The organism is Dactylosporangium sp. NPDC051087 (assembly GCF_055586325.1).
Map to the genome: position 1 here is coordinate 24,438 of NZ_JBVJIJ010000031.1, position 15,397 is coordinate 39,834.

The 15,397-nt window shown below is 71.8% G+C and carries 12 protein-coding genes; 9 read left to right on the forward strand and 3 right to left on the reverse strand.

Going from position 1 to position 15,397, the window contains the following annotated elements; all coding sequences use genetic code 11:
- Positions 1 to 180: 180 nt before the first annotated feature.
- Positions 181 to 735 carry a dihydrofolate reductase family protein gene (locus ACZ6TV_RS43515; protein WP_465305339.1) on the forward strand — a complete coding sequence of 185 codons (555 nt, stop codon included), beginning with the start codon at positions 181 to 183 and terminating at the stop codon, positions 733 to 735.
- On the opposite strand, the gene ACZ6TV_RS43520 is transcribed toward ACZ6TV_RS43515, so the two are convergent.
- The gene (locus ACZ6TV_RS43520) at positions 711 to 3,728 is read right to left on the reverse strand and encodes an AfsR/SARP family transcriptional regulator (protein ID WP_465305341.1); all 3,018 of its coding nucleotides are present in this window, start codon (positions 3,726 to 3,728) and stop codon (positions 711 to 713) included. The two genes, ACZ6TV_RS43515 and ACZ6TV_RS43520, sit on opposite strands and share 25 nt — an antisense overlap.
- 58 nt (positions 3,729 to 3,786) lie before the next feature.
- Here ACZ6TV_RS43520 and ACZ6TV_RS43525 point away from each other — a divergent pair, with 58 nt between their 5' ends.
- Positions 3,787 to 4,629, forward strand: a complete 843-nt coding sequence (locus ACZ6TV_RS43525; RefSeq protein WP_465305343.1) for an alpha/beta fold hydrolase — start codon at positions 3,787 to 3,789, stop codon at positions 4,627 to 4,629.
- On the opposite strand, the gene ACZ6TV_RS43530 is transcribed toward ACZ6TV_RS43525, so the two are convergent.
- Complete coding sequence (locus tag ACZ6TV_RS43530; RefSeq protein WP_465305345.1) at positions 4,610 to 5,527, reverse strand: NADP-dependent oxidoreductase; 918 nt, start codon at positions 5,525 to 5,527, stop codon at positions 4,610 to 4,612. The two genes, ACZ6TV_RS43525 and ACZ6TV_RS43530, sit on opposite strands and share 20 nt — an antisense overlap.
- A 142-nt stretch (positions 5,528 to 5,669) precedes the next feature.
- Here ACZ6TV_RS43530 and ACZ6TV_RS43535 point away from each other — a divergent pair, with 142 nt between their 5' ends.
- Genes ACZ6TV_RS43535 through ACZ6TV_RS43545 form a run of 3 tightly spaced genes read left to right on the forward strand, consistent with a single transcriptional unit; the run spans position 5,670 to position 7,673 of the window.
- On the forward strand, positions 5,670 to 6,503 hold the full coding sequence (locus ACZ6TV_RS43535) for an LLM class F420-dependent oxidoreductase (protein WP_465305347.1): 834 nt from the start codon (positions 5,670 to 5,672) through the stop codon (positions 6,501 to 6,503).
- Entirely contained in the window at positions 6,500 to 6,904 is a 405-nt protein-coding gene (locus ACZ6TV_RS43540) for a TIGR03668 family PPOX class F420-dependent oxidoreductase (RefSeq protein WP_465305349.1), read from the forward strand. Before ACZ6TV_RS43535 ends, ACZ6TV_RS43540 begins: the two co-directional genes overlap by 4 nt.
- A gap of 10 nt (positions 6,905 to 6,914) precedes the next feature.
- Entirely contained in the window at positions 6,915 to 7,673 is a 759-nt protein-coding gene (locus ACZ6TV_RS43545; RefSeq protein ID WP_465305351.1) for a dienelactone hydrolase family protein, read from the forward strand.
- Between the two features lie 68 nt (positions 7,674 to 7,741).
- Here the strand turns inward: ACZ6TV_RS43545 and ACZ6TV_RS43550 are convergent, their stop codons facing one another.
- Positions 7,742 to 8,344, reverse strand: a complete 603-nt coding sequence (locus ACZ6TV_RS43550) for a TraR/DksA family transcriptional regulator (RefSeq protein WP_465305557.1) — start codon at positions 8,342 to 8,344, stop codon at positions 7,742 to 7,744.
- 220 nt (positions 8,345 to 8,564) lie between these two features.
- Here ACZ6TV_RS43550 and ACZ6TV_RS43555 point away from each other — a divergent pair, with 220 nt between their 5' ends.
- The 4 genes from ACZ6TV_RS43555 to ACZ6TV_RS43570 all read left to right on the forward strand — a co-directional run bounded on the left by ACZ6TV_RS43555 (position 8,565) and on the right by ACZ6TV_RS43570 (position 15,395).
- Positions 8,565 to 10,685, forward strand: coding sequence for a sigma-70 family RNA polymerase sigma factor (locus ACZ6TV_RS43555; RefSeq protein WP_465305353.1), 2,121 nt, complete (start codon positions 8,565 to 8,567; stop codon positions 10,683 to 10,685).
- A gap of 367 nt (positions 10,686 to 11,052) precedes the next feature.
- Positions 11,053 to 12,096: a cellulose binding domain-containing protein gene (locus tag ACZ6TV_RS43560; protein ID WP_465305355.1), complete on the forward strand. Its 1,044-nt coding sequence runs from the start codon at positions 11,053 to 11,055 to the stop codon at positions 12,094 to 12,096.
- Between the two features lie 127 nt (positions 12,097 to 12,223).
- Positions 12,224 to 13,981 carry a cellulose binding domain-containing protein gene (locus tag ACZ6TV_RS43565; RefSeq protein ID WP_465305357.1) on the forward strand — a complete coding sequence of 586 codons (1,758 nt, stop codon included), beginning with the start codon at positions 12,224 to 12,226 and terminating at the stop codon, positions 13,979 to 13,981.
- Between the two features lie 82 nt (positions 13,982 to 14,063).
- On the forward strand, positions 14,064 to 15,395 hold the full coding sequence (locus ACZ6TV_RS43570) for a pectinesterase family protein (RefSeq protein WP_465305359.1): 1,332 nt from the start codon (positions 14,064 to 14,066) through the stop codon (positions 15,393 to 15,395).
- Positions 15,396 to 15,397 lie beyond the last annotated feature (2 nt).

Genomic DNA, 15,397 nt, shown 5'->3' on the forward strand with positions numbered 1-15,397 from the left:
GGCGCCACCGTCGCGCTCCCCGCTGCGAGCAGTCCGAGCCGGGGGATTTGCCGGGTGACGCACCGCCAGCGAGGCCGCCGCCTTGCCGGCGGAAGGTGACCTGAAGCGAATCGTAAGCGGTCCTCGGCAGAGTGCTCCCTGTCAGCAGCGATCACCACGATCCACCCGGGAGAACCTCCGATGCGCAAGCTCATCAACTCCACCTACCTCACCCTCGACGGCGTCATCGAGAACCCGATGTGGACGGCGCCCTACTTCGCCGAGGAAGCGGCCGAGGTGGCCACCGAGGTCACCAGCGGCGCGGACGCGCTGCTCATGGGCCGCGCCACCTACGACGGCTTCTCGCAGGCCTGGCCGGCGATGGACGAGAACGATCCCGCCACCGGCGCCGCGTTCTTCAACAACGTGAAGAAGTACGTGGCGTCGACCACGCTGAAGGACCCCTCCTGGAGGAACACCGAGGTGCTGGAAGGGGATCTGGTCGAGGCGGTCGCGAAGCTCAAGGAGCAGGACGGCGGGAACATCGTGCAGTACGGCTACGGCGCGGTCACCGCGCAGCTGGTCGCGGCCGGCCTGGTCGACGAGGTGAAGTTCTGGATCCACCCGGTCATCGTGGGCGCCGCCGGCTTCTCCAGCGTGCTGAGCGATGTCAAGGCCACGTTCGAACTCATCGACACCCGGGTCTTCACCAACGGGGTCATCGTCGCGACCTACCGGCCGAAGGCCACCGCCTGAGCGAGGCTGAGTTTGGCGCCCTCGGCCACCAGCTCGTCGAAGCGTTCCTGGCCGAGCGCGGCGACCGCCCGTCGCGCCGCCCGGTCGAGCTCGTCCTGCTCGGCCGGGGAGACCGGGGCGAAGTTATGCTCGCGGGCGGTGGCCGCGGCACCCAGCAGCCGGGCCGCCACGGCCGGCTCGGCCACCGCGGCCATGCCCTCGGCAGCGCCGATACCGTCGCGGGTGGAGCCGATGGCGCTCTCGTACGCCTCCATGTGCAGCGCCCAGGCGGCCGCCGGGTCGCCCTGCGACTCCCGCGCGTAGGCCAGCTCGACCAGGATCATCGGCAGGTACGGCGGCGGGTTCGGCTCGAACCGGCCCTGGTCGGCGATGCGGGTCAGGTGGGTGACGGCCTGGTCGAGGCGGCCCGAGCGGCGGGCCGCGATGCCGAGGCCCATCTCGGCGAACACCACCGCGGTCGGCGCGCCCTGCTCCACGGCCAGCCGGTAGGCGCGTTCGGCCAGCTCCCGCGCCGTTTCGTGGTCCCGGCCCTGCACCGCCAGCCAGGCCAGCCACGACAGTTTCGCGCCGACCTGCGGCGACAACGAGAGCTCGGTCGCCCAGCGCAGCCCTTCCCGGTGCAGGGCGGCGGCCCGTTCGGGCCGGCCTTGGAACTCCGCCAGCCCGCCGAGCCAGTCACTGGCCCGCAGCCGCCCCCACCGATCGCCGAGTTCGGCGAACAGCGCGTCGCTGCGCGTCGCGGTCGCCTCCAGCGCGGACAGGTCACCGGCGGCGTGCGCGAGCATCGCCCGCGACGCCAGCACCGCCGCCTCGGTCCACGCGTCGTCGTACCGCTCCGGCAGCAGCTCCGCGGCGAGCGCCAGGTCACCGCGGTCCAGCACGGCGTCCGCCACGAACCAGGCCGACCGTCCTGCCGGGTCCAGGGCGAGCACGTCCCGTACGTTCCCGGGTACCCGCTCGCCCTGCAGCAGCGCCAGCCCGAGCCGCCAGGGCGCGGCGAGGCGCTCCTCGTCGGCCGTGCCGGTCAGCGCCAGGGCGGTGCGGGCCTCGCTGAGCCGCCCCCGCAGCACCCAGTACCAGGTGAGCGCCAGCGCCATCCGCAAGCCGCCGCCGTGCGTGAGCGCGGCCTGCAGGTTGGCCCGCTCGGCGTCCAGGATCGCCAGCCACCGCTGCTGCTCGGGGCCGCGCAACAGCGGGTCGGCGTGCTCGGCGAGGGTGCGGAAGTAACCGGTGTGCCGGCTGCGGACCGCGGCGGCGTCGGTGAGCTGCGCGGCGCCGAACTCCGCGATCGACTCCAGCAGCCGGTACCGTGGCCCCGGCTCGGCCACCACCAGCGACCGTTCCACGAGCCGGTCCACGGCGTCCAGGCCGGCGTCGCACACCTGCTCGGCGGCCTCTGGTGTGCAGCCGTCGCGGAAGACCGACAGCCGGGCCAGCACCGCACGGTCCCGCGGGTCCAGCAGGTCCCAGCTCCACGCGATCACCGCGGTGAGGGTCCGCTGCCGTTCCGGCACGTCCCGCTGCCGGGTGGTGAGCAGCTCGAAGCGGTCGTCCAGGCGGTCCACGACGCCCTGGACGCCGAGCGCGCGCACCCGGGTCGCGGCCAGTTCGAGGGCCAGGGGCAGGCCGTCCAGCCGGCGGCACAGCTGCGCCACCGCGGGTGCGGTCTGCTCGTCGAGCCGGAACCCGCGGTGCTGCGCGGCCGCGCGCGCCGAGAACAGCCGGGCCGCGGCCGAGCGCCGCACCGCGTCGACGTCGGCCGGGTCGCCCGGCAGCGCGAGCGGGCCCAGCTCCCAGACCTGTTCGCCGGTCAGCAGCAGCGGCTCCCGGCTGGTGGCCAGCACGCGCACCCCGGGCGCGTCGCGCAGCAGCCGCCCGACCAGCGCGGCGGCCGCCGCGATCACGTGCTCGCAGTTGTCCAGCACCAGCAGCATCTCGCGGTGCCGCAGCGCCGTCACCAGCCGGTCGGTGGCGGACCCGGTGGTGCCCGGTGCCTCGTGCAGGCCGAGCACCCCGAGGACCTGCTCCGCCACCCGCGGGTCCGCCGGCGGCAGCGGCGCCAGCTCCACCAGGTGCACACCGTCCGGGTGGACCTGTTCGGCGGCGACCGCCGCGGCGAGCCGGGTCTTGCCCACCCCGCCCGGCCCGACCAGGGTGAGCAACCGGACCGCCGGGATCAGGGTGCGCAGCTCCGTGAGCGCCTCGGCCCGGCCGATCAACTCGTCCAGCTGGGCGGGCAGGCTGTTGCGGACGATCGCGGACTTCGGCGGTGCGGTGAGGGCCGGATCCTGCTCGAGGATCCGCCGGTACAGGGCGGCCAGTTCCGGCCCCGGATCCAGGCCCAGCTCGTCGGCGAGCCGTTCCCGCAGCCCGGCGTAGCTGTCGAGGGCGTCGGCCTGCCGTCCCGCGGCGTACAGGGCGCGCATGTGCAGGACGCGCAGCCCTTCCCGCAGCGGGTGGAGCTCGACGAGCTCGGCCAGCTCCGCGGCGACCAGGTCGTGCTCGCCGCGGGCCAGCCGCGCCGCGGCGAGCCGCTCGTGCACGAGGAGGCGCTGCTCGGTGAGCCGGGTCGCCTCGGCGCGCGCGAACTCCTGGTCGGCGACGTCGGCGTACGCCTGGCCGCGCCACAGCGCGAGCGCCGCGCCGAGCCGGTCGACGTCGGCGGCGTCGGCGAGCGCGGCGAACCGGTCGGCGTCGACGTCGCCGGCCCGCAGCCGGTAGCCCGGCGGCCGCGACTCGATCAGGTCACGCGCGCCCGGTTCGGCGTCGTTGAGCGCCTTCCGCAGCTGTGACACCCGCACCTGCAGCGCGCCGGCGGGGTTCGCGGGTGCGTCGTCGCCCCACAGGTCCTCGATGAGCCGGTCGGCGGAGACCACCGTGTTGCGGTGCGCCAGCAGATCGGCCAGCAGCATGCGCACCTTGGCGCCCGGCACGACCACCGGCTCGCCGTCGTCGGTGGTGACGGCGAGCGGACCGAGGATCCCGAAGCGCACGACAGATCATGTTACGGCGGTAAGCCGACCGTAAGCGCAGGCCCGCACACTGCGCCGTATGGAGATGTACTTCGAGGAGCACGGTGACGGCCCGGGACGGCCGCTGATCCTCGTGCCGGCCGCGCTGTCGGGCATCCATACGTCGTTCGGCGCGCTGCTGCCGTTGCTGGCCCGCACGCGGCGGGTCGTCGCCGTCGAGCTGCCGGGGCACGGGCGCAGCCCCGACTGCGCCGGGCCGTACACCGTCAAGGGCTTCGCGGTGCAGGTGGTGCGGCTGCTGGACCGTCTCGGCCTGGCGCGGGCGGACCTGCTGGGCTGGGGGCTGGGCGCCGCGGTCGCCCTGCGGATCGGCACCCACCACCCGGCGCGGGCCGGCCGCCTCGTCCTCGCCTCGCCGGTCTTCGACCGTGGTGGCCTGCACCCCGGGCTGCTCGACGGCGCCGCGCACCTGCGGCCCGAGCACCTGCACGGCTCCGAGCTGCACGAGGAGTACCTGCGTACCGCGCCCGACCCGGCGGGCTGGGATCGCCTCGTCACGAAGATGGCGGTCCTGGACGCGCATCCGCCGCGGTGGACGGCGGCGCAGATCCGCGCCCTGCGGGTGCCCGCACTGGTCGTGGTCGGCGACGCGGACATCGTCCGGCCGGAACATGCCGTGCGGATGTTCCGCCTGCTCGGCGGCGGTGTCCCCGGCGACGTCCGCGCGATGCCGCGCTGCCGCCTCGCGATCCTGCCCGGCACCACCCACACCTCCCTGCCGCACCGGGCCGGGCTGCTGGTCCCGCTGGTCGAGGAGTTCCTCGACGAGGACCTCGCAGACGGACGGACTGCCGGCCGGTCGCCCGCCGTGCGGGTCGAGCCGGCGATCGCGTCCCGAGTCCTCACGGACGAACGCGGATGATGGTCTTGCCCTTGCGTCGCTCAGTCGGGTTGAGGGCGGCGACGGCATCGTCGAGGGCCGCGACGTCGCCGATGTTCGTCCGCAACCGTAGGTCACGCACGCGCTGGACGATCTCACCCAACTGGGCGCGATCGGGCTCGACGACGAAGTCGATCGCCAGGCCGCCGGCGGGCCGCGCCTCGGGCGGCCCTACGACGGTCACCAGTGTTCCTCCGGCCCGGATGAGGCCTGCGGACCGCCGCTGGATGTCTCCGCCGATGACGTCGAATACCAGGTCGACGCCGCCGACGTCGGCCAAGGCGTCGTTGTCGAGGTCGACGAAATCCTGCGCGCCGAAGTCGAGCGCCTTCTGACGGTCGGCAGCGCGCCCCGTACCGATGACGTACGCGCCGGCCTCACGCGCGAGTTGCGTCACCATGGTCCCGACCGCGCCGGCCGCGCCGTGCGCGAGGACGCTCTGCCCCGCCTGAAGACGGCCGTGCTGGAACAGCCCCTGCCACGCGGTCAGGCCCGAGATCGGCAGGCTCGCGCCCACCGTGAAATCGACGTCGCCGGGCAGCGGCGCGAGGTTGCGTGCCTCGACGGCCACGTACTCCGCCAGGGTGCCGTCGCGATGCCAGTCCGCGAGGCCGAACACCCGCTGTCCCACCGACAGCCCCGTCGTGCCAAAGCCGAGAGCGGTGACCACTCCGGCCAGTTCGTGTCCAGGGATCGACGGTGTCCGGTCACGGTCGAGGCGATCGGTCCAGGTCGAGGGCCACGCCATCTCAGTCGGGACGAATCCCGACGCATGAACCTGAACGATGACGTCGCCGATCGCCGGCTCCGGCTCGGGCCGCTCCACCAGCGTCATCCCGGCCGTTCCCGCGGCCTGATCGGTTACCGCAATCGCCTTCATCCGGTGTCCTACGATGCTGATCGGTAGGGTCGTGGCGAGGCCGGCACTACCCGGTCGGGTCGAGCACAAACCCGGCCGTTCGCGGCCGCGCGGGGGTACACCGTGCCGGTCGAAGCGTCGCCGGCTGGGTAGGGATGAGGCCATGGACTTCGGAGTCGGATATTTCCCCACCCACAACGCCATGGCCCCGGGGGACCTGGCGCGGCTGGTCGAGGAGCGCGGCCAGTCCGCCGTGTTCTTCGCCGAGCACACCCACATCCCGGCCAGCCGGGACACGCCGTACCAGGACGGGCAGGAACTGCCGCGGAAGTACTGGCACACCTACGACCTCTTCGTCGCGCTGACCGCGGCCGCGGCGGCCACCAGCCGGCTGCGCGTCGGCAGCGGCATCTGCCTCGTCATCGAGCGTGACCCGATCATCACCGCCAAGGAGGTCGCCTCGCTCGACCAGCTCTCCGGCGGCCGCTTCGAGTTCGGCGTCGGCGCCGGGTGGAACCGCGAGGAGATGCGCAACCACGGCACCGACCCGCGGGTGCGCATGGCCGTGCTGCGCGAGCGCATCGAGGCGATGAAGGCGATCTGGGCCGAGGAGGAGGCGTCGTACCACGGCAAGTACGTCGACTTCCAACGGATCTGGTCCTTCCCGAAGCCGGCCCAGCGCCCCCACCCGCCGATCCTCGTCGGTGGCATGGGCCCAGGCGTGCTGGACCGCGTACTGGCGTTCGGCGACGCCTGGTTCCCCAACTACGGCGAGGGCGTCATCGAGCGCATCGGCGAGCTGCGGGCCCGGGCCGAACGCCGGATCGACGTGCAGGTGCTCTCGGCGCCGGCCGATCCCGCGGTACTGCAGCGCCTCCACGAGGCCGGCGTCCAGCGCGCCAGCCGGTGGATCCCCTCCGGCCCGCGCTCGATCGTCGAGCGCGGCCTCGAGCAGTGGGAGCGGGCCATCGCCGACTTCGCCGGTGAAGGAGTGTGACGCCGGACGAGTGCCGGCAGCGTTTCGGGGCGGCGCGGGTGGCCCGGCTGGCCACCGTCGCCCCGGACGGCTCGCCCCATGCCGTGCCCATCGTGTTCGCGCTGGAGGGTGACACCGTCTACCACGGCGTGGACGCCAAGCCGAAGCGGCACACCGCCCTGCAGCGGCTGGCCAACCTGGCCGCCGAGCCGCGCGCCGCCGTGCTCGCCGACCATTACGACGAGGACTGGTCCGCGCTGTGGTGGGTCCGCGCCGACGGCATCGCGCGTGAGGTGGACCCGGCGGGGGAGGAGGGCCGCCGGGCGCTCGGGCGGCTGGTGGCGCGCTACCCGCAGTACCGGATCCGGGGGCTGGTCATCGCGGTCGACGTTGCCCGGTGGACGGGCTGGTCGGCCTCGTAGAGTCGGGGCCATGACCGACTTCTCCGCCGAGCACCGGCGGCTCATCGACACCGTCGCCGAGCGCCCGGGTGCGCAGATCGCCGAGGCGGCGGTGGCCTACGACCACGACGGGCAGCCCATGGAGGGCTACCGCGCCCATGACGCCGCGGTCGCCGGGCCGAAGCCCGCCGTGATCATCGTGCACGACTGGACGGGGCTTCGGGAGTACCCCAAGGCCCGTGCCCAGATGCTCGCCCGCCTCGGCTACTACGCCTTCGCCGCCGACCTCTACGGCACCGGACGGCGCTTCGAGGACCACCAGAGCGCTGCGGCGGAGGCCGGGAAGTACTACGGCGACCTCGCCCTGATGCGCGCCCGGGTCCGCGCCGCCTACGACGTCGTGGCGAACGACCCGGCGGTCGACGCGAGCCGGATCGTCGTCATCGGGTACTGCTTCGGCGGCTCGGCGGCGCTGGAGCTCGCCCGCACCGGGGCGCCGCTGGCCGGCACGGTCGCGTTCCACGCCCGCCTCGTGGCCCACGAGCCGGCCGACGTCGCCGCGATCACCGGCGCGGTGCTGATCTGCACCGGCGGCGCCGACCCGGTGGTGCCCGACGAGGCGGTGGCGGCCTTCCAGGACGAGCTGCGCACCCGCCCCGACCTGGACTGGCAGGTCATCACGTACTCCGGCGCCCAGCACGGGTTCACCCTGCCGGGCGGCGCGCATCACCCGGCGGCCGACGCCCGCAGCTGGCGCGAACTGACGGCCTTCCTGGACGAGGTCTTCTGAAAATCCTCGTCCGGCTGCCGCCGGCAGGCCGCCGTGCGGTGCTGACCGCACGGCGGCCCGGCGGTCCGTCAGCTGCTGTGCCGTCGCTGGCAGGGCATGCAGAAACGGGCGTGGGGCAGCAGCTGCAGACGCTCCTGCGGAATCGGCCCGCCGCACTTGTCGCAGTCGCCGTGGCGGCCCTGCGCGATCCGCTCCAGCGCACCGGTGATCTGGTCCAGTTGCTGCCGGACGTTGGCCAGCAGCGCCGCCTGCGTGTGCGCCTCGGAAGGGTCGCCGGTGTCCGCAGTGAGCTGCGTCAGCCTGGCGGTCTGCGTTTCGAACTGTTCGACGAGCGTCATCCGCAGCTCTTCGATCCAGTGTTGATCGGCCGCGACGCGGGTGTCCCTGTTCATCATGCCCACTCTCTTTGCAACAAAAAAGGGCCGAAGCTGGGAAGCTTCGCCCTGGTGGTCGTTACCCGTAACGGAATGACGACCACCAGGAGGACCACGGCCGGCCTGCGGCGGGGTGGGCAACTCCACGCGGACGACAGCAGCGCGGAGCTGCGGCGCGCGCCATTCCGTGCGGCAGTCGGCGACGGCCGGCGTCAGCATGCTGACGCCGGCGTGAGTCTGGGTGCCGGCCGGATACATCCGCCCACCATAGGCCGAGAAGTGCGCGGAGACCACCATGTTCAACGCTGCTCGTGCCGATGACGCAGCGTGACGAGTGTAGAAGCTGCATTGAGTAGATGCCGGCCGTGAGTGCGGATAACACAAATCTCTGATCTGTCCTGCTCGATGTTTCCGGCGCTTTACAGGCCTGGTGGGTTGTGCCAACATCGCCTCGGCCGGAGCGTCCGGGCGGTTGCCTGCCGCGGGGCGCCGGGGTTGCAGGTGGAAGGGAACAGCGGTGACGCAGAGTGAGACCGTGCCGGTGCAGGACGCGACCTCGCTCGTGCGGGCCGCGCAGCATGGTGACGAGTCGGCCCTCGACGCGATCATCGAGGCGCACCTGCCGCTGGTCTACAACATCATCGGTCGGGCCCTGAACGGGCATGCCGACGTCGACGACCTGGTCCAGGAGACCATGATCCAGGTCGTGCGCGGCCTGCCCGCGCTGCGCGAGCCCGCACGGTTCCGATCCTGGATCGTGGCGATCGCGTACCGGCAGATCCAGATGCACCGTCGCGGCGAGACCCGGCAGCACCCGCGCGCCCGGGAGCTGCCGGACGACCTCCCCGCCCGGGGCGGCGACGTCGAGGATCTCAGCCTCACCGAGTTCATGCTCACCGACCAGCGCAAGGAGCTCGCCGAGGCGACGCGATGGCTCGACGACGCCGACCGGCACCTGCTCGCCCTGTGGTGGCAGGAGGTGACCGGCGAGCTGACCCGGGCCGAGCTCGCCGCGGCCGTCGGGCTGAACGCGATGCACGCCGCCGTGCGAATCCAACGGATGCGGGCGCAGCTCACCGCCGCCCGCAATCTCGTCCGGTCCCTGCACGCCACACCGCGCTGTCCGGAACTGGCGAAGGCGCTCATGTCCTGGGACGGCGGGACCGACGCGCTCTGGCGCAAGCGGCTCACCCGGCACGTGCGCGGCTGTCGGCGCTGCTCCGGGCTCTCCGCTGACCTGCTGGCGCCGGAGAAGCTGCTGCCGGGCTTCGCGGCGCTGCCGTTGCCGCTGTTCGCCCTCGACGGCATCAAGGCGGCCGGGTTGAAGACGGCGTCGACCGGGATGTTCGCCCAGCTGTGGCAGACGAAGGCCGCCGCGGTGGCCGCAGCCGTGGTGGTCGGCGGCGGTGGTCTGGCGTTCGCGGTGTACGAGACACCGATGTCCGGCGCGGACCGCCCGGCCGGGACCGCCGCTCCGTCGGCCACCGGGGGCCCGGTCGTGTCCGGCCCGCCGGCCGCGGCGGGCTCCGCGTCGTCCGCGGCCCAGCCCGGGCCGCCGGTCGCCGAGTACTTCGTCGCACCGGGCGGCGACGACACCGCGGACGGCAGCGCCGCGCGCCCGTTCGCGACGATCACCAAGGCGGCGTCGGTGGTCAGGCCCGGCCAGACGATCGTGCTGCGCGGCGGCACGTACACGCCGGCCGCGCCCATCGCGCTCGACACCAGCGGCGACGAGACGCATCGCATCACGCTCAGCGCGTACCGCGACGAGAAGCCGGTGATCGACGCGCGCGACATCCCGGCCGGCCGATCGGCGATCACCCAGCGCGGCAGCTACTGGACCGTGCAGGGCCTCGAGGTCAAGAACTCCACCGGCAGCGCCTACGTGTGCCTGTCGTGCAAGCAGAACATCTTCAGGCGCCTGTCCCTGCACGACAACGTCGACGCCGGGCTGGCCCTGCGCGGCGAGGGCACGGCCGGCAACCAGGTGCTCGACAGCGACTTCTTCAACAACCACGATCCGGCCGACCAGGGCGGGTCCGGCGTCGGCCTGGCCATCAGGCTCGGCTCTGGCGAAGGCAACGTCGTGCGCGGCTGCCGTTCCTACAACAACGCAGACGACGGCTTCGACTTCGGCGACTTCGCCAGCCCGATCGACATCCAGCACAACTGGGCGTTCGGCAACGGCGTCAACCGCTGGGGCGTGACCGGGTGGCGGAGCAACGGCAACGGCTTCACGTTGGGCGGCGGCAGCCCGCCGGTCGCGGCCGGTCACAGCGTGCGGCACAACGCCGCATGGGGCAACGTCCACAACGGCTTCGCCGACGGCGGTAACCCGGCCGAGCTGCGCCTGTCGAACAACACCGCGTACAAGAACGGCGCCACCGGCTTCGGCATGCCGGCGAGTCCCGCGACGTTGCGCTCCAACGTCGCTGTCGGCAACAACGACCCGGCGGCCATGGGCGCGGGCGTCCACAGCAGCCGCAACACCTGGGACGAGGGCACCTGGACCGCGTCGATGTTCCGGTCCACCGACGCCACCGCCGCCCAAGGACCCCGCAACGCCGACGGAGCCCTTCCGGCCACGGACTATCTGTCCACCGGCAACGGCATGGGCGCGTCGATGTCCGCGCCGTGACCGGACTCGGCCCGGCGCCGGCGGTACCGCGCGACGCAGCCCGTTGACGCAGTGCCGGGCCGGCGCCTTTCCGTGGAACGGATGCCGGCACAGCTTTCACGTCCCTGCGGGCGTCCTCGGCGCGAATGCGCTGCTCACGGCCCCGAGCGGAGAATTCTCCGGCGAACTTCCACGAAGCCGTAATACCGGTGCCCGGCGTGCATCTACAAGGCGTCCACCGCCATCGGATTCCGCCAACCCCGGATGGCGACCAGCAAGCCCCGAAGGAGGACCCCACGTTGAAGGGCCACCTCGGGCGACGACCGGCACCTCCCGTCGTCGCCACCGCCTGCGCCGGTAAGGGCACCCGCCAGACGGAGACGCATTCGTGAAGACGTACAGCTCGAAGCCCCGCACGATCGCGGCGGCCGTGTCCGGGCTCGCGCTGGCCGCCCTGGCCACGGCGGTCGTCATCGCCGGGCCGGCCGCACTGGGTGGAGCGCCCGCTTCGGCGGCCACCTGCGACGACAAGCTCGTCGGCTGGGCCACCGTGGCCGGCACCGGCGTGAGCACCACGACCGGCGGCGGCAACGCCCCGCCGCAGACCATCACCACGCTGGCCGACCTGGTCAAGTACGGCGGCGACGCGACCCCGCGGGTGCTGCGCATCTCCGGCACCATCACCACCGGCTCCTACGCCGTGGACATCGCCAGCAACAAGACCCTCATCGGCGCGGACAGCAAGGCGACCATCCACGTCTACAACGACTACTACACGTCGGCAGGCAACCTCTACGCGATCGGCGTCGGGTCGCTGGCCTCGGTCCTGGTCGAGAACAACTACTTCAAGAACGTGAAGAGCCCGCACCAGTTCATGTACGTGCGGCCGTCGTACATCACGGCGCGCGGCAACATCTACGACAACACCACCGGCGCCAAGGACACCGGGGCCGGCGGCACGGGCGGTGGCGTCACACCGTTCACCGACCCGCCCTACAGCTACACGGCCGACCCCGCCTCCGCCGTGCCGTCTCTGGTCCAGTCGTGCGCCGGCCCAACGCTCGCCGGCAGCACCACCCCGTCGCCGTCCCCGTCCAGGTCCAGGTCCGCGACGGCCGCACCGACACCGTCCGCCGGCAAGGGTTGTACGGCCACCTACAGCACGGTCAACAGTTGGGAGGGCGGCTTCCAGGGTGAGGTGGCGGTCAAGGCGGGGAGTTCGCCGATCACCGGTTGGACGGTGAAGTGGTCGCTCGCCAACGGTCAGAGCGTCTCGCAGGTGTGGAACGGCAAGCTGACCACGAGCGGGTCGAGCGCCACCGTCGTCAACGAGAGCTACAACGGCGCCGTGGCCGCCGGTACGTCCACCACCTTCGGCCTGCTCGCCACCGGGACCGCGAGCACACCGACGCTGACCTGCTCGAGCACCTAGGAACCGCCTGCGCCGCACCGTGCCCGCTGCTCCAGCGGGCGCGGCTACGGGCGTGCCCAAACAGATCCCCACTCCACCTACGCACAGCAGAAAGGTCAGCATGACAACGTCACGCTCAAGGCGGTTCGTGAACGCCTTGTCAGCACTGCCGAAGCCCGTCCGCCTCGGCCTGGCCGGTGCCACGGCCGCCGGCCTGGTCGTCGCCGGACTGGTCACCACCACCCAGACGGCCAACGCGGCCACGGTGGCCGCGTTCCCCGGCGCACAGGGCCCGGCCATGTACGCCACCGGCGGCCGCGGTGGCGACGTCTACCACGTCACCAACCTCAGCGACAACGCCTCCAGTCCGCAACCGGGGTCGCTGCGCTACGGCATCAACAACGCCCCGGGCAGCGGCCGGACGATCGTGTTCGACGTGGCCGGCACCATCAAGCTCTCCCCGCCCGGGCGGCAGGGCTGGCTGTCGATCGGGAAGAGCAACATCACGCTCGCCGGACAGACCGCTCCCAAGCCCGGTATCACGGTCATGGGTCAGGCCACGAAGGTCACCGGCGACAACATCATCATCCGGCACATGAAGTTCCGCCCCGGCAAGGACCAGGCCAATCCCGGGGTGGCGACCAACGACGGCCTGTGGCTCACCGGCGACAAGATCATCGTCGATCACACGTCGGTCAGCTGGGCCGACGACGAAGGCATCAGTGCCTCCGACGGCGCGGGCCAGATCACGGTGCAGTACTCGATCGTCTCCGACGGCCTGAACTACAAGGGCCACAGCTACGGCGCGCTCATCGGCAGTGACGTGACCGGCTCGAACATCGCCTACCACCACAACCTGTTCGCCCACAACACCAGCCGCCTGCCCCGGCTCGGCAACGAGACCGGTGCGGTGAACTACGTCGAGTGGAGCAACAACATCGTCTTCGAGGGCAAGGGGTACAGCGGCGGTGACCAGCTGGCCAACGCCAACTTCGTCGGAAACACCTACCTGCGGCAGACGACCGGCAACCCCGAGGTGTACGTCGGCGCCAACGGCACGGCCGCATACCAGTCGGGCAACGTCGTGGACTACGACGGGGACGCCAACCTGACCAACGGCAGGGCCGCCACCTGGGACGAGTACGACCAGATCCCGACCCACAAGAGCAGCCGCTTCAACGTCCCGAACGTCACCACCGAGCCGGCCTCCGCGGCGCTGCCGAAGGTGCTGAGCAACGCCGGCGCGTTCTGGTGGGCCCGCGACGCGGTCGACACCCGGGTCGTCAGCGAGACGAAGAGCACCAGCGGCGGCATCGTCAACGAGGCCAACTCCACCGAGTGGAACGGCCTCTGGAACGCCTCGCAGGTGAACGCCCCCAGCGGCTGGGACACCGACAAGGACGGCATGCCGAACACGTGGGAGTCCGCGAACGGGCTGAACCCGAACAGCGACGACCACAACGGCGACGCCGACCAGGACGGCTACACGAACATCGAGGAGTACCTCGACTACGCCGCCAACGGCGGGAAGGTCACCACACCCACGTCCCCGTCGCCGTCCTCGTCTGCATCGCCGTCCGCGTCCGCGTCGAGCTCGCCGCCGGTCGGTGGCAAGGGCTGCTCGGCCACCTACAGCACGACCAACAGGTGGGAGGGCGGCTTCCAGGGCGAGGTGACCGTCAAGGCGGGCAGCTCGCCGATCACCGGGTGGACGGTGAAATGGTCGCTCGCCAACGGTCAGACCGTCTCGCAGGTCTGGAACGGCAAGCTGACCGTCAGTGGATCCAGCGCCACCGTCGTCAACGAGAGCTACAACGGCGCCGTGGCCGCCGGGGCGTCCACCACCTTCGGGCTGCTCGCCACCGGGACCGCGACAACACCGACGCTGACCTGCACCAGCGCATAGCACCCTGCCCGCCCGCCGCCACGCCACGAAGCGCGGCGGCGGGCCGGTTCCCGGCAACGCGCACATCGAGAAAGGACCGCCCGTGTCCAGGCTCCTGAAGAGCAGCACAAAGCTCCTGACCGCCGGCCTCACGCTGGCCGCCTCCGGCGTCGTGGTCGCGCTGACGGTCACGCCGTCGGAGGCGGCGACGCCTACGGTCGCCAAGGACGGCACCGGGACCTACACCACGATCCAGGCCGCCGTCGACGCCGTACCCTCGAGCAACAGCAGCCGCAAGGTGATCACCATCAAGGCCGGCACCTACCGCGAGATCGTGACCGTCAACAAGCCCTACGTCACCCTCGAAGGGCTGGGCTCCTCAGCGAGTCAGACGGTCATCGTCAACAACCACAGCAACGCCGGCGGATACGGCACATCCAACAGCGCCACCGTGTTCGTCAAGGCCAAGGACTTCGGCGCCAAGAACCTGACGATGTCCAACGACTACGGCGAAGGCAGCCAAGCCGTCGCCGTCAACGTCAACGGCGACCGCGCGGTGTTCGACAACGTCAGGTTCCTCGGCAACCAGGACACGCTGCTGGTGAACAACTACCGGCACTACTTCGTCAACTCGTACGTCGAAGGCACGGTCGACTTCATCTTCGGCGGCGCCTCCGCGGTCTTCCACAACTCGACCATCTACGAGAAGCGCTCATCCGGAGGCCCGATCACCGCGGCCAACACCGATACGTCGCTGACCTACGGCATCATGTTCTACAAGTCGACCATCACGGGTGCCGCCGGCAACGTGACGACCCTGGGCCGCCCGTGGGGCCCGGCCGCGCAGGTCCTCTACCGCGAATCCAACCTCAGCGCGACGATCAGGACGTCCCAGCCGTGGACGGACATGTCGGAGAACACCTGGAAGAACGCCCGGTTCCTGGAGTACAAGAACACGGGCGCGGGCGCGGGCACGAACAGCAACCGCCCGCAGCTGAGCGACTCCCAGGCCGCGAACTACACACCGCAGAAGTACCTGGCCGGCACCGACGGCTGGAACCCCATCGGCGCCACCGCCACGACCTCCCCATCGGCGACGAGGTCCGCCACCGCGTCGCCGTCACCGACACCGTCCGCCGGCAAGGGATGCACGGCCGTCTACAGCACGACCAACAGTTGGGAGGGCGGCTTCCAGGGCGAGGTGACGGTCAAGGCGGGCAGCTCGGCGATCACCGGGTGGACGGTGAAGTGGTCGCTCGCCAACGGTCAGAGCGTCTCGCAGGTGTGGAACGGCAAGCTGACCACGAGCGGGTCGAGCGCCACCGTCGTCAACGAGAGCTACAACGGCGCCGTGGCCGCCGGGGCGTCCACCACCTTCGGGCTGCTCGGCACCGGGACCGCGACAACACCGACGCTGACCTGCACCAGCGCATAGCA